Genomic DNA, 25,116 nt, shown 5'->3' with positions numbered 1-25,116 from the left:
AACCATAAACGGGGCTAGACTATGTACGTTTGTGTCTGCAATGCTGTAACCGAAAATCACATCGGAGAAGCCGTCCGCAAGGGTGCAACGACCCTGCGCCACCTGCGCCTGGAACTGGGCGTGAGTGCGGAGTGCGGGCGCTGTGCCACGTGCGCACGCGACTGCCTGCGCTCGGCGCTTGACGAGACGGCGGAGCGGCATGCAACGCAGGGCAAACTCCTGCAACGGAGCATCTTTCCACTAGCCCTGGAGGCCATATGAAAGGCGACAAGAAAGTCATCCAGTTTCTGAACAGGCAACTGACCATCGAGCTCACCGCGATCAACCAGTACTTTCTGCACGCGCGGATGTACAAGAACTGGGGCCTGGGCAGGCTCGGCAAGCACGAGTACGAAGAGTCGATAGAAGAGATGAAGCATGCGGACATGCTGATCGAGCGCGTCCTCTTCCTCGAAGGGCTGCCCAATCTGCAGAACCTCGACAAGCTGCTGATCGGCGAAAACGTGCCCGAGTGCCTCAAGGGCGACCTCACGCTGGAAACAGGCGGTCGTGCCAACCTGATTGAAGCCATCGCCTACTGCGAATCCTGTCGGGACTATGTGTCGCGCGAGATCTTCGAGCACATCCTCGAGGATACCGAAGAGCACATCGACTACCTCGAGACCCAGATCGAACTGATCGACAAGGTGGGCGTGCAGAACTACCTGCAATCCCAGATGGACCACGCTTCATCCTGAGCCCCCCGGGAACGGCCCGGGCACATCACAAAGGAAACAACACCATGCAGTTTCTTCCGCCCCCGCACGTTCCCGAGCACGCCCCCCGCCGCAACGCGCTGCCATCGTTTCCCGCCGGTCGTTTCACGCTCTATCTGGTGGCTGCAGCGGCCCTGCTGTACTTCATGATCAGCCCCGGAATGGCTTGAGCCGACACGCAGCCCCCCGGGCACCGCTCGCTCGCGCCCTCACCGGCATCAGGCCAAACGTACCGACGTATAATGACAGCCGCATCCATCGCACTATCGCAGCCCTCCACGCCGTCCATGGAAAGACCGTCCCCGGACACGTCCCAAGCCGACCGCAAGCAGTCTTCGCGCCGCGCCGCTGAACGCCCGCGCGTAAGCCGCCGCGAGCGTCGCGGCCTTGCTGCGCTCGTCGTCGTGCTGCACGTGGCAGGTGTACTGACACTGGTTCGGCTCGGGAGCGTTCCGCCCAAGGCGCCAGAAGTTCAGAGCATCGAGATCGCGCTGATTCAGGCGGAAGCACCTGCGCCGGTGCAGATTCAGCCCCCCTCACCACCGCCTCCGGCACCCGTGATCCAGCCTGCAAAAGCGCCGCCACGTCCTGCGCCCAAGCCGGCGCCCAAACCTGTGGTCAAACCGGCGCCGAAACCGGTGATCAAGCCCACGCCCATCGAGACTACAGCGCCCGAGCCGGTCCAGGCCGCTCCGGCCCCTGCCCCGGCGCCCGCCCCTGCGGCAACGTCGCTTCAGCCTGCAACTGCGCCGGCCACGGCACCCGACAAGACCGCGGCGCCTGCAGCAGCACCGGCACCGGTGACATCGGCGCGCTTCGATGCCGACTACCTCAACAACCCGCCCCCGTCGTATCCACAGCTTTCGCGGCGCATGCGCGAAGAAGGCAAGGTGCTGCTGCGGGTCGTGGTTTCGGCCGACGGCACGCCAAAGCTTGTCGAGATTTCGCAAGGCTCGGGCTCCGAGCGGCTCGACAAGGCAGCCCGCAGCGCGGTGGAGCGCTGGCGCTTCGTACCCGCCCGGCAGGGCGAACGTGCCATTGAGGCAGCAGTACTGGTTCCGATCATATTCAAACTCGAAGGAAACTGAGCATGGAAACCCAAGCCTTCGGACTTGCCCACCTGTGGACGCAGTCCGATTTCGCCATCCGGGCCGTTGCGGCGATCCTGCTGCTGATGTCGATCACCAGCTGGTACCTGATTCTGACCCGCGGATTGCGCCAGCTGCGCGCCCGTCGCAGCGAAGGCGCGGTGGACGCGTTCTGGGCGGCGCCCAGTCTCAAGTCGGGGCTGCAGCGCCTGAATGAACAGGCTCCCGACTCACCGTTCGAAGCCCTCGCCCAACAGGGCGCAGCCGCAGCCGAACACCTGCGTCAGCACAGCCACCGGGAAACCCTCGGCGGAACGATGAACACCGACGAATTCATCACCCGCGCGCTGCGCAAGTCGATTTCGATGTCCACCTCAAGCCTTGAGTCCGGCCAGACCATGCTCGCCTCCATTGGCTCCACTGCGCCCTTCATCGGCCTGTTCGGCACGGTATGGGGCATCTACCACGCACTGGTCAATATTTCAGTGTCAGGCATGGCCACGCTGGACAAGGTCGCGGGCCCGGTCGGCGAGGCGCTGATCATGACGGCCTTCGGCCTCTTCGTTGCGATTCCCGCCGTCCTCGCCTACAACGCTTTCACGCGCGCCAACCGTGTCGAACTGTCCGAACTCGACGCCTTCGCGCATGACCTGCACGCATGGTTCTGCACCGGCGCCCGCATCGCGCCGGTCAATGGCCGCACGCAGCCCAGAGCCGAGACAGCCCGGCTGCCGTCGACGGAGGCCGCATAATGGCTTTCGGCAGCTTCGATCAGGGCAGCGAGCGGATGCCGACCAGCGAGATCAACATGGTTCCGCTGATCGACGTCATGCTCGTGTTGCTGATCGTATTCATGATCACCGCGCCGCTGCTGACCCACTCGGTCAAGATCGACCTGCCTCAGGCATCCAGTGCGCCGAACACTGAGAAGCCGGACACCGTCACCCTCGCGCTCGACGCCAATGGCGGCCTGTTCTGGAATGACGAACCCATGCCGGACGCGGATCTTGCCCTGCGCCTGCAGGCTGCGGCAGCGCGCAGCCCGCAACCGGAACTGCACCTGCGCGCGGATCAGAACACCCGCTATCAGATACTGGCCGAAGTGATGTCGGCCGCGCGCGAAGCCGGTATCGAGAAAATGGGCTTCATCACCATACCGCCCAAGTAAGGACCCGGCGCGGGCACTCGCCCGCCCCCGCCGGGGCGGTCATGGCGCCTGGCCAACAGGCCGAACTGCATGCAATACAATACGGGCGCAAAGGACCACGCCGATGCTCCTGCTCGGTGACCTTTTTGCACGCAATGCGGTCTGTTTCAGGCGAATGCCGTTTCCGGGAGTTTCATGTCAGCCTCTACCGCCCCTCGTCCCCGCACCGCCAGGGGACGGCGTACCCTGCTTGTCGCACTGATCGGCGTCCTTGTCGCCGCCGCGATCTGGCTGCTCTGGCCGCGTCTGTTCGGCAATTCGGACCCCGCTGCCGGCTACCAGTTCACGACCGTACAGCGTGGCGACATCGAGGATGTGGTCACCGCCACCGGCACCCTGCAACCGCGTGAGTACGTGGATGTCGGCGCGCAGGTTTCAGGACAGCTGAAGAAGATTCATGTCGAGGTTGGCTCCGAGGTCAAGGCGGGTGACCTGCTCGCCGAGATCGACCCGACCGTCTATCTGTCGCGAGTCGATGCGGCCCGCGCCCAGTTGCGCAACCTGCGCGCCCAGCTCAAGGACCGCGAAGCCCAGCTCACGCTGGCGCAGATACAGTTCAGGCGCCAGACGGCGCTGATGGCCGAGGACGCCACCACCACCGAAGCGCTGCAGATCGCTGAAGCCTCGCTGAAGTCGAGCAATGCCCAGCTCGAAGCCCTGCGCGCGCAGATCGAGCAGAACGAATCCACGCTGCGCGGCGACGAAGCCAACCTGCAGTACGCCCGCATCCTGTCGCCGATGGCGGGGACCGTGGTGTCGATCACCGCCCGTCAGGGGCAGACGCTCAACACCAACCAGTCCGCACCGGTCATCCTGCGGGTCGCCGACCTGTCGACAATGACGGTGCAGACCCAGGTCTCGGAAGCCGATATCGGCCGCCTGAAGATCGGCATGGACGCCTATTTCACCACCTTGGGCAGTCAGGGCAAACGCTGGGAAGGCACGCTTGCCAGCATCGAACCGACACCCACCGTCACCAACAACGTCGTGCTCTACAACGCCTTGTTCGATGTCCCCAACACCGACGGCAGGTTGATGACGCAGATGACGGCTCAGGTGTTCTTCGTGGTCTCGCGTGCAAGCGACGTGCTGCAACTGCCGATGGGCGCACTGACGCTGGACACCCCGCCGCGACGGCCATCGCGCAAGGAAGCCCGGCCTGCCGGCGAGACACCGGAGCCGGAAGCACAGCCGAGGCGACGCGCCACCGTTCAGGTGCTCAAGGCAGACAACTCGCTGGAAGCACGCAGCATCGAGATCGGCCTGTCCAGCCGCGTCCAGGCCCAGGTGGTGTCCGGGCTGAACGAAGGCGACAAGGTCGTCTCCGGCGCTGGCGCTGGCGCCGGCGCCGGCGAAAGTCGTCGCCCCAGCCGCACGCCCCGCCTATGAAGCGGGAGGCGCCCCTCGCTGCGAACGACCCGGACGCGCGCGCGGTGCAGCCCCTGATCGAGCTGGGCGGCATCACCCGCAGCTTCGTCAATGGCGAGGTCCAAACCCGGGTGCTGCACGGCATCGACCTGCAGATCTATCCCGGCGAATTCGTTGCCATCATGGGTGCATCGGGCTCGGGCAAGTCGACGCTGATGAACCTGCTCGGCTGCCTCGACCGCCCCAGCAGCGGGACCTACCGGTTCATGGGTCAGGACGTGGCCGGTCTCGACCGCGACGAACTCGCCCGCCTGCGACGCGAGGCCTTCGGCTTCGTGTTTCAGAGCTACAACCTGATCGGCGGCGCCTCGGCGCGCGAAAACATCGAAGTCCCAGCCATCTACTCCGGCATGCCGCCGCAGGAGCGACATGAACGGGCAGAAGCACTGCTCGCCACCCTCGGCCTGGAGGGACGCGGCCACCATCGCCCCAACCAGCTCTCCGGCGGCCAGCAGCAACGCGTATCGATCGCCCGGGCGCTGATGAACGGCGGCCGGATCATCCTCGCCGACGAACCGACCGGCGCGCTCGACAGCAGAAGCGGCGAAGAAGTGATGAAGCTCCTGCGCAGACTGTCTGCCGAGGGCCACACCATCATCCTGATCACCCACGCGCCCGAGGTTGCCGCGCTGGCCCAGCGCGTGATCGAGATCCGTGACGGACGCATCGTGTCCGACCCCGGCCCGGTGCTGCCTGCCGGCCCCGAACCCGACTTTGCCCCGCACGTCGATCGCACCTCGTCAATGACCGACGTGCTCGAAGCCACCCGCACTGCCTTGCGCGCCCTGCGCAGCAATCTGTTCCGCTCGGTACTGACCCTGCTCGGCATTGTCATCGGCGTGGCCTCGGTGATTGCCATGCTCGCCATTGGCGACGGCGCAAAGGCAAAGGTGGTGAACCAGATCAGCGCGATGGGCACCAACCTGCTCAACGTCCGCCCCGGCGCCCCCAATCAGCGCGGGCGAGACACCACGGCCACGCTGGTGATCGAGGATGTGCGCGCGATTTCCGACTTGCCGAACGTGCTCGCTGCGGTGCCTGAGCAAAGCACCGGCATCACCGTGCGCACGGGCAACCTGGATCATCGCACCAGCGCCAATGCCACTTCGTGGGATTACAGCTTTGCCCGCAAATGGCCTGTCGCCAGTGGCACCTTCTTCAGTGCCGACGACGAAACGCGCTATGCCGCCGTGGCGGTCATCGGCCAGACCGTGGCCGAGGCCCTGTTTCCCCGCGCCGACCCGGTCGGCGAATACCTGCTGGTCAATAACATCCCCTTCCAGGTCGTCGGGGTGATGACGCCGAAGGGGGCAACATCCTGGGGAGCGGATCAGGATGACATCGTGTTCGTTCCGTTCACGACCGGCAGCCTGCGCCTCACCGGTCAGCGCCACCTGCGCAACATCACCGTGGCCGTCGACGATGTCGGCGCCATCGACCAGACCCAGGCTGCGGTGCACAGCCTGCTGCTTGCACGTCACGGGGTCGAGGACTTCCAGATTCGCAACATGGCTTCGATCATCGAAACCGTCTCCGCCACCCAGAACACGCTCACCATCCTGCTCGGCACCGTGGCTGCCATCTCCCTGCTGGTGGGCGGCATTGGCGTGATGAACATCATGCTGGTGTCGGTCACCGAGCGCACGCGCGAGATCGGCATCCGCATGGCCACCGGCGCACGCATGAAGAACATCCTGCAGCAGTTCCTGATCGAGGCGCTGGTCGTGTCCTCGCTCGGCGGCGCCATCGGCGTTGGCGTCGGGCTTGGCTCGGCCGCCATCATTGCGCTCTTCGACACGCCGATCGAGTACTCGCTCGCGCCGGTGGTGCTGGCCTTCGGCTGTGCCTTTGCCACCGGCCTGATCTTCGGCTACCTGCCCGCACGCAAGGCCGCGCGCCTCGACCCCGTGGTCGCGCTGGCGTCGGAATGAAACCATGACGCTCTCTGCCCAGTTCCGCCCACTCGTCCTCGCCCTTGCCTTCGGGCTGAGTGGCTGCGCGGTGGTTGAACCCATCGTCCATCCTGACATCGCCCTGCCCGGGAACTGGGCGGAGTCCTTGCCCGAGGCCGAGGCGGCACAAGACATCTCGAGCGACTGGTGGATCGGCTTCGATTCGGCCCAGCTCGATGCGCTCGTGCGTGAGGCCCTGGCGGCAAGCCCGGACCTGAAGATCCAGGGCGAACGCGTCATCCAGGCCGAACTCGCGCTGCGCAGCACCGGCGCCGCCCTCTTTCCCAGCCTCGGGCTGAGCGGCGACACCGACTGGCGCCGCAGCGACAGCGGCGACCGTGGTGGCAGTGCAGTGAGCGAGTCCAGGTCGTCCTCGCTCGGACTGTCGGCAAGCTACGAGATCGATCTCTGGGGCCGTGTCGCCGCCACCATCGACAGCGCAGACGCCAGCCTCTCCGCCACCCGCTACGAGCTCGATGCGCTGCGCCTGAGCATGACGGCGAGCGTTGCCACCACCTACTTTCAGCTGCTGGCCTCGCAGTCGCGGCTCGATATCGCACGCGCAAACCTTGCGACCGCCGAGCGCGTGCTCAAGGTCGTCGAAGCGCGCTATCGATACGGTGCCGCCTCGGCACTCGATGTCAGCCGGCAGCGCACCACGGTACTCACCCAATCCGCGACCATAGGCCCGCTTGAGGTTCAGGTGCGCCAGACAGGCTCGGCACTTGCGCTCCTGCTCGGGCGCACGCCGCTGAAACCCGGGCTCGAACCCGAGTCGCTCTCGGCCCTGCGCATTCCGTCCGTCGCTGCGGGCCTGCCCGCCGATCTGCTGCTCCGCCGTCCCGACCTTGCCGCAGCCGAAGCCGCACTGCGGGGCGCCGCTGCCGACATTGCCGCCGCCCGCGCCGCCCTGCTCCCGGCATTCAGCCTGTCGGCGGCGGGCGGACTGGCGAGCGACTTTCTGCTGTCGCTGGCCGCCCCGTCCTCCACCGTCGCACTCTCCGCTTCACTGGTGCACACGGTCTTTGACGGCGGCAGGCGGCAGGCGCAGGTCGACAGCACCCGCTCACGGCAGCGCGAACTGCTCGAGCAATACCGCAAGGCCATCCTCACCTCGCTCAAGGAGGTGGAGGATGCGCTTGGCAACGCTGCGCGCGATGCCACTCAGGAGCGCATTCAGGCAAGGATCGTTCTCGAGGCAGAGCGCTCGCTGCGTCTGGCCGAATTGCGCTACCGCGAGGGCGCGGATGATCTGCTGAGCGTACTCGACGCACAGCGCACCCTGTTTTCAAGCCAGGACAGACTCGTCCAGTTGCGCCAGGCCAGGCTCACCAACGCAGTGGACCTCTACAGGGTACTGGGCGGCGGCTGGCAGGCTCCCTAACTCGCCAGCGCGCGCTGAAGCCACATCAGGCCTTCGTCAGACGCGAAAACTGTCGTAAAAAAACATCAGATCTTCACCAATAATGATAACCGGTCTCATTTGTATTGACTGATACAGTCGTTAAATTGAGAATCAATCTCATCTGCACGACGCCGGTCGCCTGAGTGCCCTCAGTCACCACGCCCGCAGAACAGCCAGCCAGTCCTCCCTGCGGATCAGCCAGCCAGACGGCCCACATGCATGTGTCCGGACGTCAGCTTTCAGGACGTCTCCGATGCATGCGATCACGCTGCCCGCCACTCGGCGCCGGCATGCGTTTCCCGCTCAGAGAAACCGAGGACAAGGCTCACAATGAAAAGCAACAGCGCGAAATTCCCCCACAGCTTCCGCAAACCCCTGAATTCCACCACCGGAATGACCCGTATCGCACTGGGCATCTCGACCGTGATGCTGATGCCAATGCCGTCGTTCGCCGCCGATGACGCTGCACAAAGGAATGAAGCCGAAATGCAGGCGGTACAGGTCGTCGATACTGCGATCGACCCCAACCCCAACGCGGAACCCGATGTGCCCTACAAGGCCCGGACCTCAGGCGACAAACGCCACGTCAAACCGCTGGCAGAAACCCCGCAGACGATCACCGTGCTGACGGCGAAGCAACTGGAGGACACCGGCCGCACCGACCTGCGCGACGTGCTGCAGGCGCAGCCCGGCATTACGCTCGGCACCGGCGAGAACGGCAACGCCTTCGGCGACCGCTACATCATCCGTGGTCAGGAAGCGCGCAGCGATGTCTTCGTCGATGGCTTGCGCGATCCCGGCATGACGGTGCGTGAGAGCTTCGCCACCGAGCAGGTCGAGATCACCAAGGGCCCGAGTTCGACCTTCGCCGGCCGCGGGGCCACGGGAGGCGCGGTCAACTCGGTCACCAAGCAGGCCACGACCGACCTCGACTTTGCCAAGTTGTCCGGCGGCATCGGCACCGACGAGTATCACCGTCTCACCTTCGACGGCAACCGCGTACTCACCGATACCATGGCCATCCGGGTAAACGTGCTCGACGCTTACCAGAAGGTGCCGGACCGCGACCCGGCAGACCGCGACCGCTCCGGTGCCGCGATCTCCTTCCTGTGGAAGCCGACCGACCAGTTCAACCTGACGGCGGACTACTACCACGCCGAGGCGAACGATTCGCCTGACCTCGGCGCCTACATCAACCGCACGACCCGCAAGGTGGTCGACGACGTACCGGTCTATCTGCAGGATGAAGACTTCCTCACGTCCACGATCGACACCTATACGCTGCGGGCGAGCTATCAGGCCAGCACCGATCTGCGCATCGAGAACCTGACCCGCTATGGCACCACGAAAAACGGCTATCTCGCCACTGGCTACAACGGCACCCGCCTGAGTACCCACCAGGGCTGGCAGGATGTCGAGTACTTCGCCAACAGCCTCAACATGTATCTCGATCAGCAGATCGCGGGCATGAAGCACCAGTTCGTGTTCGGGGTCGAGTACTCCGACCACAGCGTCAAGAACGGGACCTACACGACGACGCCGACGACTTACACGGTTACCGGCAGCGAGACCGACTGGCAGAGCCTGATGAACCGCCGTGTGGTCAAGGGCGCCGAGGATTCGGACTGGAACGTCAGGACAGTTTCGCTCAGCGCGATGGACACCGTCGATCTGACCGACAAATGGACGGTGTTCGGCGGTCTGCGCTACGACCGTTTCGACTACAACAACACGGTTGTCGACCGTACCCTGGGGCCGATCGAGTACGAACTTGAAGACGGCCTGTGGAACGGGCACATCGGCTTGAGCTACAAGTTCCTGCCCTATGCCAATGTGTACTTCAACTACAGCACTTCAAGCGACTTCAATGGCGGCGAATCCGACGTCGGCGCGAGCTGCGGCTATGGCGGCATCTGCGTGCCGAGTGGCACCACGACCGAAGAGCGGCGCAACATGTTCGCCAACAGCAAACCCGAACTGTCGCAGAACTTCGAACTCGGCACCAAGTGGGACCTGATGGATCGCAAGCTGCTCGCCACCGCTGCGGTGTTCCGCACGGTCAAGAGCGACGTCATGGAGAACACCACGGGCAATGCGTACTCAGCCACCGGCAGCATCAACACCGGCAAGTACCGCATCCAGGGAGTCGAACTGGGGCTCACCGGCAAGCTCACCGACAAGCTCACCACCCAGTTCGGTGTTGCGGTCATGAGTTCGAAGATCCTCGAATCCGCGACGGCTGCGAACGTCGGCGAAGGCCTGAGCAACTTCCCGGAAAAGACGGCCTCGCTGCTGCTGAGCTATGCGCTCACGCCGAAATTCACTTTCGGCGGTGGTGTCACCTATTCCAGCGAGAAATATTCAGGCGAACCGGAGTCCGTCGCGGCGACCTCGCTCGAGGTGCCGGAGTACACCGTCTATGACCTCTTTGCCAACTACAAGGTCAGCAAGCAGTTGAGCGCGCGCGTCAATATCGGCAACGTCACCGACGAGAAGTACTACACCGCGGTGTATCGCTCGGGTTCGTTTGCCTACATGGGCGACCGGCGCAACGTGCGTCTGACGCTCGACTACAGCTTCTGATTCCGGGCTGATTCATGGGGGAGGCCTGGTTCCGGCCGGGCTTCTCCCTTGCACACATCACAATGAACGACATAACAGATCCGCAGGCTGCACTGAATCACATTCCCGCCGACATCCATTGCGCGCAGGACTATGAGCGCCTCGTTCGCGAGCATATCGACCCGCGCGCACTGGCCTATATCGACGGCGGCAGCGGCACGGAAACAACGCTGCGCAGCAACCTCGACGCATTCGCCGGCTTCAGTCTGCGGCCCCGCCTGCTGCGCGACCTGAGCGCGGGCCATACGCGACTGCGCCTGCTCGGCCGCACGCTGCTGCATCCGGTCATGCTCGCGCCGGTCGCATTTCACAGGCTTGCCCACCCCGAAGGCGAACTCGCGAGCGCAAACGGCGCGGCCGCCACGGATGCCTGCATGGTGTGCTCCACCTTGTCCTCCTTCCGCCTGGAGGACGTCGCCGAACGGGCAGGCGCGGAGAAATGGTTCCAGCTGTATTTTCAGCCGCGCCGGGAACACACCCTCGATCTGGTCCGGCGCGCTGAAAGGGCTGGCTTCACTGCCCTGGTCGTCACGCTGGACGCATCGATCCAGGCGCCGAGCATCCGCGCACGCCGCGCAGGCTTCGTCATGCCGCCCGCGATTCAGCCGGTCAATCTTGCCGCTTACCCGGCGCCCGCACAGGTTCGACTGGACCGGGATCAGAGCATCATCTTTCAGGGCATGATGAGCGAAGCACCGACCTGGGCAGACCTGACCTGGCTGCTCGCACACACCACGCTGCCCGTGGTCGTCAAGGGTGTGCTCCACCCCGCGGATGCCATTGAGCTCCGCAGCAAAGGGGTTGCTGGGCTTGTGGTATCGAACCACGGTGGCCGCAGCCTCGATGGCGTGCCGGCAAGCCTGCCTGCGCTGCCGGAGATCCGCCGGGCGGTGGGTGAAGATTACCCTCTGATGCTAGACAGCGGCATTCGCAGCGGTACCGACATCTTCAAGGCACTCGCACTTGGCGCCGACGCAGTGATGGTCGGCCGTCTTCAGCTTCATGCGCTGGCCGTCGCCGGCGCGCTTGGCGTGGCTCACCTGATCAGGACGCTGCGCGAGGAGCTCGAAGTCTGCATGGCCCTTGCCGGCTGCGCGACCCTGGACGATATCGGCCCGGAAATGATTCAAGAACAGAAAGGGGCGCACCACACATGCTGATTCCGATCGAAAACGTCCTGAGCAAGGACGAAGTACTGCACTTCAGGCAGCAACTCGCCGCTGCGGACTGGCAGGATGGTGCAATGACCGCGGGCACCCTGGCGCGCTCGGCAAAGACCAATCTCCAGCTCGAAGACGGCTCGGCACTCGCCGTTGCGCTGGGCAACCACATCCTGCGCAAGCTTGGCAACCACCCTGCCTTCATCTCCGCCGCACTCCCCCACCGCATCTTTCCACCGAAGTTCAACTGCTACCGCAACGGCGGCGCCTACGGCCTGCACGTCGATAGCGCGCTGATGGCGGTCGGCGGCACGGAACTCACCGTGCGCTCGGACCTTTCGGCCACGCTGTTCCTGTCCGAGCCGGACGAGTACGACGGCGGCGAACTGCAGATCGACGGCCCCTTCGGCGTACAGGCGGTCAAACTCGGCGCCGGCGACATGGTGCTCTATCCGTCGAGCAGCCTGCATCAGGTCACCCCGGTCACCCGCGGCGAACGCATCGCATCCTTTTTCTGGATACAAAGCATGGTGCAGCAACAGGACGACCGGACCCTGCTATTCGATCTCGACCGGGCCATTCAGGGGCTGACGCCAGACAGCACCACCCGTCCCGATCTGATCACGCTGACGCAGGTCTATCACAACCTGCTCCGGCGCTGGGCCGTGACCTGATGCGGCAGGGGTGATAGCCACACCAGGTGCATGGATACAACAGCAGTTGAGCCAAATCAAAGAACTCTTAATGCGATGCATTATCATTCCCATGAACTTTCATCGCCGAGCTTCCAATGACCCAGGCCACGCTGACCGAACACGCAAGTCTTGCCGCTTCCGAGTCGGGCACCACAACCCTCGCCCTCGTCGGACACCCCAACGTGGGCAAGTCAGTGCTGTTCCATCGCCTGACCGGCACCTACGTAAACGTATCCAACTACCCCGGCACGACGGTCGAGGTGGCCCGGGCGCCCGCCCGTTTCGACCGCGAGATGTCCTTGCTCGACACCCCCGGGGTGCTCGCCCTGCCCTCGCGCAGCGACGATGAGCGGGCCACGGTGCGCGCACTGCTACACGAAGATCTGCGCCTGATCGTGCAGGTGGGCGACGCCAAGAACCTGCGGCGCACGCTGAACCTCACCGCCCTGCTCGCAGAACTCGGCGTGCCGATGGTAATGGCGCTGAACATGACGGACGAGGCCAGCGCACGCGGCGTGACGGTGGATGCGTCGGCACTCGCCGAGGCACTCGGCGTACCGGTGGTGGCAACCGTCGCAACCGGCGGCGAAGGCATCGCACCGCTGACCGACGCCCTCGCCCACGCACGCCACCCGGCGGCGATGCTGCGCTACGACCCGGAGATCGAGACCGTCATCGGTCAGGTCACCGCCATGATCGCTGCACGCGCCCCTCACCCGCGACTGACCGCCCGCGGCCTGGCCATCCTGCTGCTCGGACATGATGCAGAGGTGCAGGCCTGGCTCGCCACCCGTTCTGAGGGGCCTGCGCTGCTGGCAGAGGTCGGCGCCCTTGCGCCGGCCACCGGCCGTGACTCCCTTCCGGCTAGGCTCGCGCGTGAGCGTGGACGTGCAGCCGAAGCCCTGTCGCGCACCGTGTCGCAGCAAGCCGCAGGCAAGGACCGCAGCCTGTCGCTGCTGGTCGGACAAGTGGCGGTGCACCGGATCTGGGGCTGGCCGATGCTGCTGGCCGTGCTCTATGTGGTGTACCTGTTTGTCGGTGACTTTGGTGCCAGCACCCTGGTCGGCCTGCTCGAAGAGGACTTCTTCGGCGAGATCCTCAACCCTGCGGTGACCACCCTGGTGCAGACCCACATCACCGTTGCGTGGATCGCCGACCTGCTGGTGGGCGAGTACGGCTTGTGGACCATGGGCATGACCTACGCGCTCGCGCTGATCCTGCCCATCGTGACCACCTTCTTTCTTGCCTTCGGCCTGCTCGAGGATTCCGGCTACTTCACCCGCCTGTCGGTCATCGCCAACCGCATGTTCGCCGCCATCGGCCTCAATGGCCGCGCAGTGCTGCCGATGGTGCTGGGCCTGGGCTGCGTCACCATGGCCACACTGACCACCCGCATCCTGCACACGCCACGCGAGCGCCTGATCACCATCTTCCTGATGGCGCTGGCGATTCCGTGCTCGGCACAGCTAGGCGTGGTGCTCGGCCTGCTCGGTGGCATCTCGTTCGGCGCCACCGTGATCTGGGCCGGTGCCATGGTCCTGGTGCTGCTCAGTGCTGGCTGGCTGGCTGGCAAGCTGGTGAAGGGGCGACGCGTACCGCTCGTGACCGAACTCCCGCCCATGCGCATGCCGGTACTCGGCAATGTGCTGAAGAAGACCGGTGGCCGGCTCAAGTGGTACCTGATCGAGGTCATCCCGCTCTTTCTGCTCGGCACCCTGATCATGTTCGTGCTCGACCGCACCGGCGCCCTGCCGTGGATCATCGAGGCCGGCAAACCGCTGGTCACCGGCTGGCTCGGACTGCCGCCGGAAGCCAGCGCGGCCTTCGTCATGGGCTTTCTGCGCCGCGACTTCGGCGCCACCGGCCTCTTCGCCCTGAGCCACCAGCTGGACATGATTCAGGCCGTCGTCGGCATGGTGACCATCACCCTGTTCGTGCCCTGCATCGCCAGCGTGATGATGATCGTCAAGGAACAGGGCGTCCGCACCACCGCACTGATGCTGGCGATGATCATGCCGACCGCCTTCTTTGTCGGCGGCGTACTCAACCACGTCCTGCGCCTCTTCTTCTGAACGAGATCGACATGAGCCCATCCCCCTCCGAGCGCATCCGCCTGACCGGCACCCCGATCGGCCGCAAGGTCCGCGTTGCGGACTTCGGCACTGAAATCGATCCGCTGCAGGTCGAACAGCTTCACGCCTACGGCATGTCGCCGCCACACATCATTCGCGTAACGCAGCAGCAGCCGATGACCGTCGTGTTGTGCGACCACATGGAGCTCGCGCTCGAGCACGCTGTCGCACGCCACGTCTGGGTCGAAGAGGCCTGAACCTCCTCCGCCCCGGCTACCAGCCGAAGCCCTTGCGCATCAGGATCAGCAGCCCCATGCCAAAGATGAAAGGCAGCCAGGGGTTTCGCGAGCGCAAGGCAAAGAAGAGCACGACCAGGGCTGCTGCAAACTTCGGATTGAAGGGCTGCAGCACGCCTTCGTCGAGGAGAATGTCCGGTGCCACCAGGGCGGACAGCGCTGCCGCCGGCGCGTAGCGCAATGCACGATGCAAGGCCCTGGGCAGGCGGGCCTTCTCCCCCAGCATGATGAAGCTGCCACGGGTCAGGATGGTGGTGCTGCCGATAGCGATGAAGGTCAGCCACAGCCAGATGCCTTCGCTCATGCGCCCGCCCTCCGCTGCTGCCAGTGCTCGGCAACGAAGCCCGATGCGATGCCGATCGCGATGCCGGCAAACAGCCCCAGTCGCAGCGGAAGCTCGCGCAGCAGCACGGCCGAAACGCCGCCAGCCAGCGCAGCCACCAGCATCGGCCGGGAACGGGCCATCGGGATCATCATCAGCATCAGCGCGATGGTCACCATGAACTCAAGCGACCAGTCGGTCGGGATCACTTCGGCACCAAGCGTGCCCAGCAGCACAAAGGTCTGCCACAGGCACCAGGCCCATGCCGACGGCGCAATGAAATAGCCCCAGCGCCACTCGGGATCCTCGCTCGCAAGCATCTTCTCCGAACCGACGGCGAATACACCATCCACCAGCAGATAGCTCGCACGCGCACGCCGCGACCAGGCATGACCATGAAACGCTGGCGCGAGCGCGGCGCTGAAGATCACGAAGCGCAGGTTGAGCACCATCGCGGTCAGAAAGATCAGCCACAGCGGCGCACCCGTGGCGATCAGGGGAAGGGTGCCGAGCTGCGCGGTACCGGCATACACAAGCATGTTCATGCCCATTGCCTCAAGCGGCGAGAGGCCGATCGAGCGCATCGCGATGCCCGTCACGACGGCCCACGGCACGAGACCGAGCGACATCGGCAGAAAATCGCGCCAGCCTTCACGGGCACCAAGGCGGAAAGCGGTGTTCATGTCCACATCCGGAGGAAAGAGCGCACTAGGTTAGCAGTGCCCGCCACAGCAGCCATAGACGCTTGTGCACGAATCGACCATCACACTTGCGTAATCGCGTCCGCATGACCGCGGGTTTGCCCTGCTTCTGTGTGCGATACTTTACTGAGATGATCTCGACCCTCTCCCAAGACTTCCGAACATGGCAGGCCAACCCGTTTCCGACACCGACCGCACCCGCCTCGACAAGTGGCTGTGGGCCGCCCGCTTCTTCAAGCACCGAAGTGCCGCAACCGAAGCGGTGGAAGGCGGCAAGGTAAAACTGAACGGAGCGTCGGCAAAACCGGCCCGGGCGGTGAAACCGGGCGACCGGATCGACATCACCCAGGCCGAAACCACCGTATCGGTACTTGTGCGCGGCATCGCCGAAAAGCGCGGCCCTGCCGAGCAGGCTCGTCTGTTGTACGAAGAGAGCGCGGAGAGCATTGAGCGTCGCGAAACCGAGGGCGAGGCTCGCCGCCTCGCAGCGACACCCGGCGCAGGCCTGCATGGTCGCCCAACCAAACGCGATCGCAGGCAGATCGAGCGCTTTCAGCGCGAGTGAGCACACGGCCCGCACAAGGAGCAGTAAGGAGCAAGGCAGCAGCATGGACTCCCCGTCGCCAACCGCGCGTTCGTATGTATCGGCATTGACTCTGCCGGCACGGCGGCGTTCCGCCCTGATCACGGCGGCCGTCGTCGCGGCGGTCATCGTCTTGCAGTGGCTGGTCCTGCTGCAGTATCAGGCGCTGGAAGCCTCGCGTTCCGAACGCGCTTTCGCGCGCACGGTCGATCAGGCCACGGTCTCGCTGATACAGCAGACCGTGCTCTACCAGAACGCCGTACTCGGCCTGCGCGCGCATTATCTCGGCAGCGACGAGGTCACCGTTGCCAAGTTTGCGCGTTATGCACGCGCGCTCGAGATTGAACAGGCCTTGCCCGGACTGCGCGCATTTGCCTTCAACCGGGAGGTCAGCGAGGATGACCGGGAAGCGTATGTGAAATGGGTCCGCAAGACACTTTCGGAGTATGACCCTGCCTACGCTGGTTTTGACATCTACCCGGTCGAACCCGGTCATACCCACCACGTCGTCGAGACCATTCACCCGCCGCTGGGCAACCAGCGCTCCCTCGGCTACGACCTCATGAGCAGCGAGGTCCGTCGCCTCGCGATCGCGCGCGCGCGCAGTCACGGCTTCGCTGCCACGCCACCGATCCGTCTGCAGCAGGCACCCAACGCCATTGCGGTGCTGATACTGGCTCCGGTCAGCACGCCGGGCTGGAACGGTCATTTATCCAACCAGCAGACCGTCGCTGCATCCTTTCTCGTCAACGATCTCATCCACACCGCCATTGCACCGGCGCTGCGCCGCCGCTTCCACCTGCAGATCGTCGACCTGGGCTCAGAAGAGGGCCTGGACACCTTTCCCACGGTTCTTTTCGAAGACGACGCGATCAATAACGAAACCCTGCCCTACCGGCAAATGCTGCACCGGACACACATCTACGGCGGTCGTCGCTGGGATATCCGTTTCACCCCCCGCAACGCCGAACTCCACCTGATCCCGATGCCGGTCATCGTGCTCCTCATGATCGGTGGCGCGCTGATGGCCGGCACGATCACCCATCTTACCCAGCAGCGCATCCGCCGCGCTGCGCGCAACCAGGCCCTCGCCGAGCAGGCGCTGGACTGCGTGCTCGAGATCGATGCCGACGGCGTCGTGCGCAGTGCCGATGCGTCGACCGCCCGCATCACCGGTATGCCGCCGGTACAGTGGGAAGGCAGACCGCTGTGGAGCAGTGTTGTCGAAGAGGACGCAGATGCGGTGCGGACAGGCTTTGGCAAAGTGGTCGCGGACGGCCCCCCGATTGCGCTTGAGTGCCGCCTCGCGCGCCCGGATGCCGATCCGCGCTGGATCGAGATCCGCCTCGGCAACCAACTCTCAAAACGCACAATTGGAGCCGTGCTGGCGCAGGTATCGGATATCGATGCGCGCAAGCAGGCCGAAGCCGAAATCGAGCGCCTGGCGTTCTTCGACTCGCTGACCAAGTTGCCTAACCGGCGCCTGCTCGAGCAGCGCGCTGAAATGACCTTCAGCGCCGCGCGCCGCCACCGCGGACGTGCGGCGCTGCTCGTCATCGACCTCGACGGCTTCAAGCAGATCAACGACAACGCGGGACACGCCACCGGCGACACCGTTCTCGCTACCGTGGCGACCCGCCTGCAACTGGCCCTGCGTGACAGCGACACCGTGGCAAGGCTCGGCGGAGACGAGTTCGTGATCCTGCTCGGTCAGCCGGCCAACGAGGTGGACGTCCGTGCTGCGGCGGGCCGACTCACGCGCGATCTCGCCCTGCCGCTGAACGTCGACGGCCGCAACTGGTTCGTCCGCGCCAGCATCGGCATGGCGATGTTCCCCGACCACGGCACGAGCTTTGCCGAACTGCTGAGCCGGGCAGACGCTGCAATGTATCGCAGCAAACGCAGCGGAAGCGGGCTGAACACCATGGCGGGCCCCCTCCCCTGAGAACGGGGCTCAGGCACTCAGACCAGCGCCAGGGCGAGCGCAACCGGCAGAAACAGCATCGCGAAGAGATTGCCGATCAACACCATGGACGCCACTTTCTCCGGCTCCTGATGGTAGCGCTCGGCGAAGATGTAATTCAGGACCGCCGGCGGCAGGGCGCCAAAGACCAGCAGCAGGGCCTGTTCGCGAGGTGGCAGGTCGATGAGCAGCATCACCCCCCACGCCAGCAGCATGCCGGTCACCGGCCGCACCACCGCGGCAAACACGCCAAGACCGACCGAAGTGATGCGGGAATCGTTGAGCCGCACGCCAAGCGCAAACAGCATCAGCGGAATCGCGATATCGCCCAGCATCTTGATCGCCAGCATCAGCGGCGACCACACCTCAATTCCGGAAACGGCAACCACCAGACCGGCCATGGTCGCCAGCACTGACGGCACCCGCCAGACCGTTGCAATCCGGATGTTGTGGTCCAGAAGCCAGGCCCCGAACGAGAAATGCAGCAGGTTCGACACCATGAACATCACCACCGCAGGCGCCAGCGCCTCGTCGCCAAAGGCCAGCACGGCAAGCGGCAGCCCCAGGTTGCCACAATTGTTGAACATCTGCGGCGGCACAAAGGTCCTGGGATCGACCTTTGCAATGCGGGCCGTCACCCAGCCCAGTACGCCCGCGCCCAGCACCATGATCAGCGTGGCCCCGAGCAGCGGCATGTACTCGGAGATGTGAAACTCCTTGTTTGCCAGCGCGGCAAACACCAGCGCCGGCACGAACACGTCCATGTTGAGCTTGTTGGCGTGGGACATGTCGGGCTTCAGCCGCTTGCCGACGAAATACCCCAGCGCGGTAATCGCAAACAGGGGGAACAGGATCGAGACGATGCGTATGAGCATGATGGCTACCGAAAATGCAGCGCGACATGCACGCCGTGTACAAACGCAGAGCCGGTTACACCCGGTCCTGAAAGATCGTCATTCTGCGTCAGAACGCCGCGCCCGACACGGATGAATGCCGACGCCATCGTTCCGCATGGCTGGCACCGGCATTCGCGGAGCGCACTCAAAGGACGTAACGCGCGAGATCTTCCCGCTCGGCCAGAACCTCAAGCCGGGTATCGACGTAAGGCGCATCGACCACCAGCGCCGTGAGCCCGATCTTGCCGGCGTCGAAGGAAACCTCTTCGAGCAGCTTTTCCATCACGGTATAGAGCCGTCGGGCACCGATGTTCTCGGTTTTTTCGTTCACCTGATAGGCAATTTCGGCCAGGCGACGAATGCCGTCAGGCCTGAATTCGAGCGTCACGCCGTCGGTCGCGAGCAGCGCTTCGTACTGTCGGGTGAGGCAGGCATCGGTGCTGGTCAGAATGCACTCGAAATCCTCAACCGACAGCGCATCCAGCTCGACCCGGATCGGGAAGCGCCCCTGCAGCTCAGGGATCAGGTCGCTCGGCCGCGACAGATGGAAGGCACCGCTGGCGATGAAGAGCACATGATCGGTCTTGACCATGCCGTACTTGGTCGAAATCGTCGTCCCTTCGACCAGGGGCAGCAAGTCGCGCTGCACACCCTGGCGCGAGACGTCCGCTCCCTGCGAGTCGGAGCGCGCGGCGATCTTGTCGATCTCATCGAGAAAGACGATGCCGTTCTGCTCGACCGCCTTCACTGCAGCGGTCTTCACCTCCTCGTCATTGACCAGACGGGCGGCCTCTTCCTCGACCAGAAGCTTGAGCGCGTCGACGATCTTGAGCTTGCGCTGCTTGCGCTTGCCGTTGCCCATGCTCTGGAACATGCCCTGAATCTGCTGGGTCAGCTCCTCCATGCCCGGCGGGGCGAAGATCTCGGCATGCATAGGCGACGCCGCCAGCTCGATCTCGATTTCCTTGTCATCGAGCTCGCCTTCGCGCAGCTTCTTGCGGAATTTCTGCCGCGTGGTCGAATCCTGCGTTTCGGGCTCGGCATTGAAACCGGCACCGCGTGCGGGCGGCAACAGGGCATCGAGCACCCGGTCCTCGGCGGCGTCGAGCGCACGGTCACGCACCACCCGCATCGCTTCCTCGCGTCCATCCTTGATCGCGATCTCGACCAGATCACGGATGATCGTCTCCACATCACGCCCGACATAACCCACTTCGGTGAACTTGGTGGCCTCGATCTTGATGAAGGGGGCGTTGGCCAGCCGCGCCAGGCGACGGGCGATTTCGGTCTTGCCGACGCCGGTCGGGCCGATCATGAGAATGTTCTTCGGCGTGATCTCGCTGCGCAGGGGCTCGGCCACCTGGGCGCGCCGCCAGCGGTTGCGCAGTGCAATCGCCACCGACTTCTTGGCTCGATTCTGGCCGACGATGTGCTTGTCGAGTTCGGACACGATCTCGGGTGGGGTCATCTGGGTCATGAGGGCACTCGAAAAGAGGTCAGTCCAGCACTTCGATGGTGTGGCACTGGTTGGTATAGATGCACAGGTCTCCAGCGATGGCGAGTGACTTCGCCACCACTTCCTGCGGCGTGAGTTCGGTATTCTCGATCAGGCCGCGCGCGGCGGCCTGGGCATAGGCACCGCCGCTGCCGATGGCGACGATCCCCTGCTCGGGCTCGAGCACGTCACCATTGCCGGTAATCACCAGCGAATGGTCGCGATCGGCCACCGCGAGCATGGCTTCGAGGCGGCGCAGCATGCGATCGGTACGCCAGTCCTTGGCGAGTTCGACGGCACTGCGCAGCAGGTTGCCCTGGTGCTTTTCCAGCTTGGCCTCGAAGCGCTCGAACAGCGTAAAGGCGTCTGCCGTCCCCCCCGCGAAACCCGCCAGAATACGGCCCTGGTACAGGGTGCGCACCTTGCGTGCCGAGGCCTTGATGACGATATTGCCGAGCGTGACCTGACCGTCGCCGCCGAGCGCGACGCGGTTTCCGCGACGCACCGAGAGAATGGTTGTGCCGTGATACTGTTCCATCATGAATCCTTGCCGGAATTGGTGTGGGGCTTGCAGCCTGGCTGGCGAACGCTTGCCGCCAATGGCGTTGCTCAGGGGCGCAGCGTCACCTGGGCAACCTGATCGACGCTCATGACACGCAGCAGCGCACCGACCATGGCGTTCACATTCTGCATGACCACGAGTTTACCCTGAGACTGCAAGGTGGCAAGAATGTTGAACAGGGTACCGGCACCGACGAAATCGATGCGCTTGAGGCGACTGCAGTCCACCGTCACCACCTGCTTCCCGGACGCATGCGCGGCGAGCTTGCGGATGGGCTCGTTGGAGGCGCCGGTCAATTCGCCTTCGAAACGGAAAGCGTCCCCGCCACGCTCGGCGGTGTCGAGCACCGCCGTATCTTCCGCCGCCTTCTGCTGGGACTTGAACTCCCAGGACGGCGGCGACTCCTCGAAGGTGACGGCATAATCGACCGCGAGATCCTCGAAACGCTCGTGCTCACCCGTGTATTGCAGCAACTCGAGCATCAGCAACCAGATTTCTCGATTGTCGCAGCGCCCGGGCGCCACCTGCCCCTGCAACATATTGACCAGCTGCGCCGCATTGAGCACCGACACCCGCACCCGGTCGCTTGCCAGTTGCGCAAGGGTCTTGCTCAGCAGACCGCAGCCGGTATCGTCGACAGCGCGCAAACGCCCGAGATCGATCCTGATCGCCCCGCTCTTGCGGCCAATCACGCAGATCTGCTGGAACTGCGGCGCGGCCTGGCCCGAGAGATTGCCGGAGAGATTGATCAGCGGCGCGACATCCCCCCGCCGTGCCCCCGGCTGACAGGAGAGATCCACCCATGGCGGTGGAGAACGCTCGAAGCGGGTGGCGTAATCGAGTACGCGTGACTCGAAGCGCTCACGCTGCCCGGTGAGCCGGTACAGATCGAGCAGCATCATCCACAGGCCTTCGCCGGCCGAATTGGTGGAATCCTCGATCACGAAGTCGAGCACACGCTCGGCTTCAGCCACATTGCCATTTGCGTAGAGTACCGCCGCCTCTTCATAGATGGCGCCGATGCCCGCACCGACCTCCTGCACCTCCACCATGCCGGCGCATTGCGCCAGGGCACGATTGACGTCACCGCCCGAAAAATCGAGCGTAGACAGCTCGGTACGCGGAGACTGTGAGCGCCGCGCGTCCGGAGTAGCCGGCGTATGCTGCTGCTCGCCGGGTGCGGAATTGGGTTTCTTGCCGAAAAAGGGAAGCGCCACGCCTGAATCAACCAGAATGATTGCGGGGATGCCAGTACTGACCGGCCTGAAAGCATATCACTTCAGCACAGGTGCTTGCGCAGCAGAATCTCACACCCGCCGCAGGCCCGCCCCGCCCCGCGCAGGAAACGAATGCTTACCTTTTGCAAACACCTTGCCACCAATGAACCACAAACCAGTCAGGCTGCTCGGCTAGAATGCTGCAATGCAAACGAATCATACGCCCGGAGACCCGGCGTTCCCGCCCGGTTTCGTCCTGCCTGTTCGTGTCTATTACGAAGACACCGACGCGGCAGGCGTCGTTTACTACGCCAATTACCTGCGTTTCTGCGAGCGCGCGCGCACCGAGTGGCTGCGTGCGATCGGCTTTGAACAGCAGCGCATGCTCGCTGAAGACGGTCTCGCCTTCGTCGTACGTTCGGTCAGGGCCGATTACCGCTCGCCCGCCCGCCTCGACGACGCGCTTGCCGTTGTCAGCACGATAGATCAGCTTCGCCGCGCCAGCATCATCTTCGGTCAGAAAGTGATGCGTGGCGACACCCTCCTGTTCGACGCAAGCATCCAGATTGCCTGTGTCGACTGGAACCGCAACAAGCCGGCGCCGATTCCGGATGCCGTCCGCACCCAACTCGAAAAACACCAAACAGCATGACTGTCTCCCACGACCTTTCCATTCTCAGCCTGATCAGTCAGGCCAGCGTACTCGTGCAACTGGTGATGGCGCTGCTCGCCACCGTATCGCTGGTGTCCTGGTACTGGATTTTCCGCAAGTGGTTCCAGATCCGGGCTGCCCGCGCGAAAACGGCCGAGTTCGAGCGCGACTTCTGGAGCGGCGGGGACCTCAACGGCCTGTTTCAGTCGGCTTCGGCCGGTCGCCACCACAGCGGCGGCATGGAACGCATCTTTGAATCCGGCTACCGTGAATTCACCAAGCTGCGCGCCAAGAGCCACGACCAGACGGCCACCATCGACGGTGCACGCCGCGCGATGCGGGCCACCTACCAGCGCGAAGTCGACGACCTCGAAGCCCACTTGGCGTTTCTGGCGTCGGTCGGCTCGGTGTCACCCTACATCGGCCTGCTGGGCACCGTCTGGGGCATCATGAACGCCTTTCGCGGCCTCGCCAACGTCGGCGCAGCAACGCTCACACAGGTTGCCCCCGGCATTGCCGAAGCGCTTGTCGCCACGGCAATCGGCCTGTTTGCGGCCATCCCCGCAGTCGTGGCCTACAACCGTTTCGTCCATGACATCGACCGCGTCAGCATCCGCTTCGAGAGCTTCATGGAAGAGTTCTCGAACATTCTTCAGCGGCACCTGCGCTAAGCGGTCGGGAGGCAAGACATGCGCCAACGCCGCCTCATGAACCAGATCAACGTCGTGCCCTACATCGACGTGATGCTGGTGCTGCTCGTCATCTTCATGGTGACTGCGCCGATGGTACAGCCGGGCAATATCGACGTACCCTCGTCCGGCCCCCTCGCCGCGCCCCCGGCAGAAGCGATGGTGATCGAGGTCAGCAAGGACGGTTCGCTCGCTTTGCGGGCAAGCAGCAGCGCAAGCTCGAAGAAGCTGTCCAGCCTCGAGTTCCAGCGTGAGCTGAAGCAGGCCATCGCCAGCAATCCGGAACAGCCCTTCCTGGTCGCAGCAAGCAGCGAGCTCCAGTACCAGAAGGTGATCGACATTCTCGAAACCGCTCGCGAGCTGGGCGTGAAGAAGATCAGCCTGCAGACGCAATCAGGCAACCGGGGACAATGAACGAAGAACGTCACCGCCCGCAGGAGCAACCCGGGAAATTCGCATCGCTCACGCTGACCGTCCTGGTCCACGTGGGCCTGGCGCTGTTCCTGTTCTTCGGCGTCAACTGGCAGAGCAAGCCGCCGGCCTCGCTCGAGGTCGAGCTCGTCTCGGCCCCGCCCAGCCGTCCCGCGCCGCAGACCGAGCCCGCGCCGGAGCCCAAACCCGAGCCCCCGAAACCCGAACCCAAGCCCGAGCCGAAACCGGAGCCAAAGCCGGTACCCAAGCCAGTGCCGCCGCCCGAGCCCCCCAAGCCTGTGGTCAAGCCCGAGATTGCGACCAAGGCGCCGGAAAAGAAGCCGGAGCCCCCGAAGCCCGAACCCAAGCCCGAGCCGAGAAAGCCGGAGCCGCCCAAACCCGAGCCCAAGAAACCGGAACCGCCGAAGCTGGAGCCAAAACCCGAACCCAAGAAGCCCGAGCCCAAGCCGGAGCCGAAAAAGCCCGAGCCCAAGGTTGAGCCGAAGAAACCCGAGCCTCCAAAGCCGGTCGTTCCGCCGAAGGACGACTACATGGCCAAGCTGCTGGAGCAGGAAAGTGATCGCACAAAGGTCGAAGGCATGATGCGCGGTGAGGCTGCGCGCGCCGCCTCGGCGCGCACCAAGGGCGAGATCGACGCCTACCAGAACGCGATCCGCACCAAGGTCCGCGGCAACCTCCTGAGCCCGCCCGGCCTCAGCGGCAACCCTGAGGCGGTATTCGAGGTCGACCAGCTGCCGAGCGGCGAGGTGCTGGTCATCCGGCTGAAACGTTCATCAGGCATTCCTGCGCTCGACGATGCGATCGAGCGCGCAATCCGGCGCTCCAGTCCCCTGCCTTTGCCGGCCCAACGGGAACTTTTTCAGCGTACGCTGGAACTGAAATTCCGTCCTCTGGATGAATAAGGTCACCCTATGGCTATAATCG

At 64.3% G+C, this 25,116-nt stretch carries 26 protein-coding genes; 20 read left to right on the top strand and 6 right to left on the bottom strand.

Annotated features, from left to right (window positions below):
* Positions 1-21 precede the first annotated feature (21 nt).
* From CEW83_RS18240 to CEW83_RS18180, 14 genes are all read left to right on the top strand, one after another.
* Complete coding sequence (locus tag CEW83_RS18240) at positions 22-261, top strand: (2Fe-2S)-binding protein (protein WP_108950623.1); 240 nt, start codon at positions 22-24, stop codon at positions 259-261.
* Positions 258-737 (top strand): bacterioferritin, encoded by a 480-nt coding sequence (gene bfr, locus CEW83_RS18235; RefSeq protein ID WP_108950622.1) that lies wholly within the window; start codon positions 258-260, stop codon positions 735-737. Before CEW83_RS18240 ends, bfr begins: the two co-directional genes overlap by 4 nt.
* Positions 738-781: 44 nt before the next feature.
* On the top strand, positions 782-925 hold the full coding sequence (locus CEW83_RS21145; RefSeq protein ID WP_159099499.1) for a hypothetical protein: 144 nt from the start codon (positions 782-784) through the stop codon (positions 923-925).
* Positions 926-1,042: 117 nt separating this feature from the next.
* On the top strand, positions 1,043-1,843 hold the full coding sequence (locus CEW83_RS18230) for an energy transducer TonB (protein ID WP_108950621.1): 801 nt from the start codon (positions 1,043-1,045) through the stop codon (positions 1,841-1,843).
* Positions 1,844-1,845: 2 nt separating this feature from the next.
* Positions 1,846-2,595: a MotA/TolQ/ExbB proton channel family protein gene (locus CEW83_RS18225; RefSeq protein WP_108950620.1), complete on the top strand. Its 750-nt coding sequence runs from the start codon at positions 1,846-1,848 to the stop codon at positions 2,593-2,595.
* A complete protein-coding gene (locus tag CEW83_RS18220) occupies positions 2,595-3,011 on the top strand; it encodes an ExbD/TolR family protein (protein WP_108950619.1) in 417 nt (138 codons plus the stop codon). Before CEW83_RS18225 ends, CEW83_RS18220 begins: the two co-directional genes overlap by 1 nt.
* Positions 3,012-3,185: 174 nt before the next feature.
* Positions 3,186-4,439, top strand: coding sequence for an efflux RND transporter periplasmic adaptor subunit (locus tag CEW83_RS18215; RefSeq protein ID WP_108950618.1), 1,254 nt, complete (start codon positions 3,186-3,188; stop codon positions 4,437-4,439).
* Positions 4,436-6,409 (top strand): MacB family efflux pump subunit, encoded by a 1,974-nt coding sequence (locus tag CEW83_RS18210; RefSeq protein WP_108950617.1) that lies wholly within the window; start codon positions 4,436-4,438, stop codon positions 6,407-6,409. Before CEW83_RS18215 ends, CEW83_RS18210 begins: the two co-directional genes overlap by 4 nt.
* Positions 6,410-6,413: 4 nt before the next feature.
* The gene (locus CEW83_RS18205) at positions 6,414-7,814 is read left to right on the top strand and encodes an efflux transporter outer membrane subunit (protein ID WP_108950616.1); all 1,401 of its coding nucleotides are present in this window, start codon (positions 6,414-6,416) and stop codon (positions 7,812-7,814) included.
* 351 nt (positions 7,815-8,165) lie between these two features.
* Positions 8,166-10,418 carry a TonB-dependent receptor gene (locus CEW83_RS18200; protein WP_108950615.1) on the top strand — a complete coding sequence of 751 codons (2,253 nt, stop codon included), beginning with the start codon at positions 8,166-8,168 and terminating at the stop codon, positions 10,416-10,418.
* Between the two features lie 62 nt (positions 10,419-10,480).
* On the top strand, positions 10,481-11,617 hold the full coding sequence (locus CEW83_RS18195; protein WP_108951515.1) for an alpha-hydroxy acid oxidase: 1,137 nt from the start codon (positions 10,481-10,483) through the stop codon (positions 11,615-11,617).
* A complete protein-coding gene (locus CEW83_RS18190) occupies positions 11,611-12,291 on the top strand; it encodes a Fe2+-dependent dioxygenase (protein ID WP_108950614.1) in 681 nt (226 codons plus the stop codon). The genes CEW83_RS18195 and CEW83_RS18190 overlap by 7 nt, the downstream gene beginning before the upstream one ends.
* A 116-nt stretch (positions 12,292-12,407) precedes the next feature.
* Positions 12,408-14,384, top strand: coding sequence for a ferrous iron transport protein B (gene feoB, locus CEW83_RS18185; RefSeq protein WP_108950613.1), 1,977 nt, complete (start codon positions 12,408-12,410; stop codon positions 14,382-14,384).
* Between the two features lie 11 nt (positions 14,385-14,395).
* Positions 14,396-14,641 (top strand): ferrous iron transport protein A, encoded by a 246-nt coding sequence (locus CEW83_RS18180; protein ID WP_108950612.1) that lies wholly within the window; start codon positions 14,396-14,398, stop codon positions 14,639-14,641.
* Positions 14,642-14,657: 16 nt separating this feature from the next.
* On the opposite strand, the gene CEW83_RS18175 is transcribed toward CEW83_RS18180, so the two are convergent.
* Together CEW83_RS18175 and CEW83_RS18170 are read right to left on the bottom strand one after the other, a co-directional pair.
* Positions 14,658-14,984 (bottom strand): AzlD domain-containing protein, encoded by a 327-nt coding sequence (locus CEW83_RS18175; protein ID WP_108950611.1) that lies wholly within the window; start codon positions 14,982-14,984, stop codon positions 14,658-14,660.
* A complete protein-coding gene (locus CEW83_RS18170; RefSeq protein WP_108950610.1) occupies positions 14,981-15,685 on the bottom strand; it encodes an AzlC family ABC transporter permease in 705 nt (234 codons plus the stop codon). The genes CEW83_RS18175 and CEW83_RS18170 overlap by 4 nt, the downstream gene beginning before the upstream one ends.
* A gap of 181 nt (positions 15,686-15,866) precedes the next feature.
* Between CEW83_RS18170 and CEW83_RS18165 the strand changes: the two genes are divergently transcribed.
* On the top strand, positions 15,867-16,268 hold the full coding sequence (locus CEW83_RS18165; protein ID WP_108950609.1) for an RNA-binding S4 domain-containing protein: 402 nt from the start codon (positions 15,867-15,869) through the stop codon (positions 16,266-16,268).
* Positions 16,269-16,311: 43 nt separating this feature from the next.
* Positions 16,312-18,231 carry a diguanylate cyclase domain-containing protein gene (locus CEW83_RS18160; protein WP_159099498.1) on the top strand — a complete coding sequence of 640 codons (1,920 nt, stop codon included), beginning with the start codon at positions 16,312-16,314 and terminating at the stop codon, positions 18,229-18,231.
* A gap of 17 nt (positions 18,232-18,248) precedes the next feature.
* Here CEW83_RS18160 and CEW83_RS18155 read toward each other — a convergent pair whose 3' ends face one another.
* The 4 genes from CEW83_RS18155 to CEW83_RS18140 form a co-directional block, all read right to left on the bottom strand.
* Complete coding sequence (locus CEW83_RS18155; RefSeq protein ID WP_108950607.1) at positions 18,249-19,124, bottom strand: AEC family transporter; 876 nt, start codon at positions 19,122-19,124, stop codon at positions 18,249-18,251.
* 166 nt (positions 19,125-19,290) lie between these two features.
* Positions 19,291-20,622 carry an ATP-dependent protease ATPase subunit HslU gene (gene hslU / locus CEW83_RS18150; RefSeq protein WP_108950606.1) on the bottom strand — a complete coding sequence of 444 codons (1,332 nt, stop codon included), beginning with the start codon at positions 20,620-20,622 and terminating at the stop codon, positions 19,291-19,293.
* A 19-nt stretch (positions 20,623-20,641) separates the two neighbouring features.
* The gene (gene hslV / locus CEW83_RS18145; RefSeq protein WP_108951514.1) at positions 20,642-21,178 is read right to left on the bottom strand and encodes an ATP-dependent protease subunit HslV; all 537 of its coding nucleotides are present in this window, start codon (positions 21,176-21,178) and stop codon (positions 20,642-20,644) included.
* A gap of 71 nt (positions 21,179-21,249) precedes the next feature.
* Complete coding sequence (locus CEW83_RS18140; RefSeq protein ID WP_199915155.1) at positions 21,250-22,419, bottom strand: STAS domain-containing protein; 1,170 nt, start codon at positions 22,417-22,419, stop codon at positions 21,250-21,252.
* Between the two features lie 205 nt (positions 22,420-22,624).
* On the opposite strand from CEW83_RS18140, the gene ybgC reads away from it, so the two are divergent.
* From ybgC to CEW83_RS18120, 4 genes are read left to right on the top strand one after another with little or no spacing between them, the layout of a single operon-like run.
* On the top strand, positions 22,625-23,071 hold the full coding sequence (gene ybgC / locus CEW83_RS18135; RefSeq protein ID WP_108950605.1) for a tol-pal system-associated acyl-CoA thioesterase: 447 nt from the start codon (positions 22,625-22,627) through the stop codon (positions 23,069-23,071).
* Complete coding sequence (gene tolQ, locus CEW83_RS18130) at positions 23,068-23,742, top strand: protein TolQ (RefSeq protein ID WP_108950604.1); 675 nt, start codon at positions 23,068-23,070, stop codon at positions 23,740-23,742. Before ybgC ends, tolQ begins: the two co-directional genes overlap by 4 nt.
* An 18-nt stretch (positions 23,743-23,760) precedes the next feature.
* Complete coding sequence (locus CEW83_RS18125) at positions 23,761-24,174, top strand: biopolymer transporter ExbD (protein ID WP_108950603.1); 414 nt, start codon at positions 23,761-23,763, stop codon at positions 24,172-24,174.
* The gene (locus CEW83_RS18120; protein ID WP_108950602.1) at positions 24,171-25,094 is read left to right on the top strand and encodes an energy transducer TonB; all 924 of its coding nucleotides are present in this window, start codon (positions 24,171-24,173) and stop codon (positions 25,092-25,094) included. The genes CEW83_RS18125 and CEW83_RS18120 overlap by 4 nt, the downstream gene beginning before the upstream one ends.
* Positions 25,095-25,116 lie beyond the last annotated feature (22 nt).

This window comes from Parazoarcus communis (assembly GCF_003111645.1).
Lineage (GTDB): Bacteria > Pseudomonadota > Gammaproteobacteria > Burkholderiales > Rhodocyclaceae > Parazoarcus > Parazoarcus communis_A.
Note: the sequence above shows the minus strand (reverse complement) of the source record. Positions and strands in the feature narration are given on the sequence as shown.

Excerpts from the sequence above, each read along its gene's own strand:
- CEW83_RS18240 (WP_108950623.1), top strand. The coding sequence starts at position 22 with ATGTACGTTTGTGTCTGCAATGCTGTAACCGAAAATCACATCGGAGAA.
- bfr (WP_108950622.1), top strand. The coding sequence starts at position 258 with ATGAAAGGCGACAAGAAAGTCATCCAGTTTCTGAACAGGCAACTGACC.
- CEW83_RS21145 (WP_159099499.1), top strand. The coding sequence starts at position 782 with ATGCAGTTTCTTCCGCCCCCGCACGTTCCCGAGCACGCCCCCCGCCGC.
- CEW83_RS18230 (WP_108950621.1), top strand. The coding sequence starts at position 1,043 with ATGGAAAGACCGTCCCCGGACACGTCCCAAGCCGACCGCAAGCAGTCT.
- CEW83_RS18225 (WP_108950620.1), top strand. The coding sequence starts at position 1,846 with ATGGAAACCCAAGCCTTCGGACTTGCCCACCTGTGGACGCAGTCCGAT.
- CEW83_RS18220 (WP_108950619.1), top strand. The coding sequence starts at position 2,595 with ATGGCTTTCGGCAGCTTCGATCAGGGCAGCGAGCGGATGCCGACCAGC.
- CEW83_RS18215 (WP_108950618.1), top strand. The coding sequence starts at position 3,186 with ATGTCAGCCTCTACCGCCCCTCGTCCCCGCACCGCCAGGGGACGGCGT.
- CEW83_RS18210 (WP_108950617.1), top strand. The coding sequence starts at position 4,436 with ATGAAGCGGGAGGCGCCCCTCGCTGCGAACGACCCGGACGCGCGCGCG.
- CEW83_RS18205 (WP_108950616.1), top strand. The coding sequence starts at position 6,414 with ATGACGCTCTCTGCCCAGTTCCGCCCACTCGTCCTCGCCCTTGCCTTC.
- CEW83_RS18200 (WP_108950615.1), top strand. The coding sequence starts at position 8,166 with ATGAAAAGCAACAGCGCGAAATTCCCCCACAGCTTCCGCAAACCCCTG.
- CEW83_RS18195 (WP_108951515.1), top strand. The coding sequence starts at position 10,481 with ATGAACGACATAACAGATCCGCAGGCTGCACTGAATCACATTCCCGCC.
- CEW83_RS18190 (WP_108950614.1), top strand. The coding sequence starts at position 11,611 with ATGCTGATTCCGATCGAAAACGTCCTGAGCAAGGACGAAGTACTGCAC.
- feoB (WP_108950613.1), top strand. The coding sequence starts at position 12,408 with ATGACCCAGGCCACGCTGACCGAACACGCAAGTCTTGCCGCTTCCGAG.
- CEW83_RS18180 (WP_108950612.1), top strand. The coding sequence starts at position 14,396 with ATGAGCCCATCCCCCTCCGAGCGCATCCGCCTGACCGGCACCCCGATC.
- CEW83_RS18175 (WP_108950611.1), bottom strand. The coding sequence starts at position 14,984 with ATGAGCGAAGGCATCTGGCTGTGGCTGACCTTCATCGCTATCGGCAGC.
- CEW83_RS18170 (WP_108950610.1), bottom strand. The coding sequence starts at position 15,685 with ATGAACACCGCTTTCCGCCTTGGTGCCCGTGAAGGCTGGCGCGATTTT.
- CEW83_RS18165 (WP_108950609.1), top strand. The coding sequence starts at position 15,867 with ATGGCAGGCCAACCCGTTTCCGACACCGACCGCACCCGCCTCGACAAG.
- CEW83_RS18160 (WP_159099498.1), top strand. The coding sequence starts at position 16,312 with ATGGACTCCCCGTCGCCAACCGCGCGTTCGTATGTATCGGCATTGACT.
- CEW83_RS18155 (WP_108950607.1), bottom strand. The coding sequence starts at position 19,124 with ATGCTCATACGCATCGTCTCGATCCTGTTCCCCCTGTTTGCGATTACC.
- hslU (WP_108950606.1), bottom strand. The coding sequence starts at position 20,622 with ATGACCCAGATGACCCCACCCGAGATCGTGTCCGAACTCGACAAGCAC.
- hslV (WP_108951514.1), bottom strand. The coding sequence starts at position 21,178 with ATGGAACAGTATCACGGCACAACCATTCTCTCGGTGCGTCGCGGAAAC.
- ybgC (WP_108950605.1), top strand. The coding sequence starts at position 22,625 with ATGCAAACGAATCATACGCCCGGAGACCCGGCGTTCCCGCCCGGTTTC.
- tolQ (WP_108950604.1), top strand. The coding sequence starts at position 23,068 with ATGACTGTCTCCCACGACCTTTCCATTCTCAGCCTGATCAGTCAGGCC.
- CEW83_RS18125 (WP_108950603.1), top strand. The coding sequence starts at position 23,761 with ATGCGCCAACGCCGCCTCATGAACCAGATCAACGTCGTGCCCTACATC.
- CEW83_RS18120 (WP_108950602.1), top strand. The coding sequence starts at position 24,171 with ATGAACGAAGAACGTCACCGCCCGCAGGAGCAACCCGGGAAATTCGCA.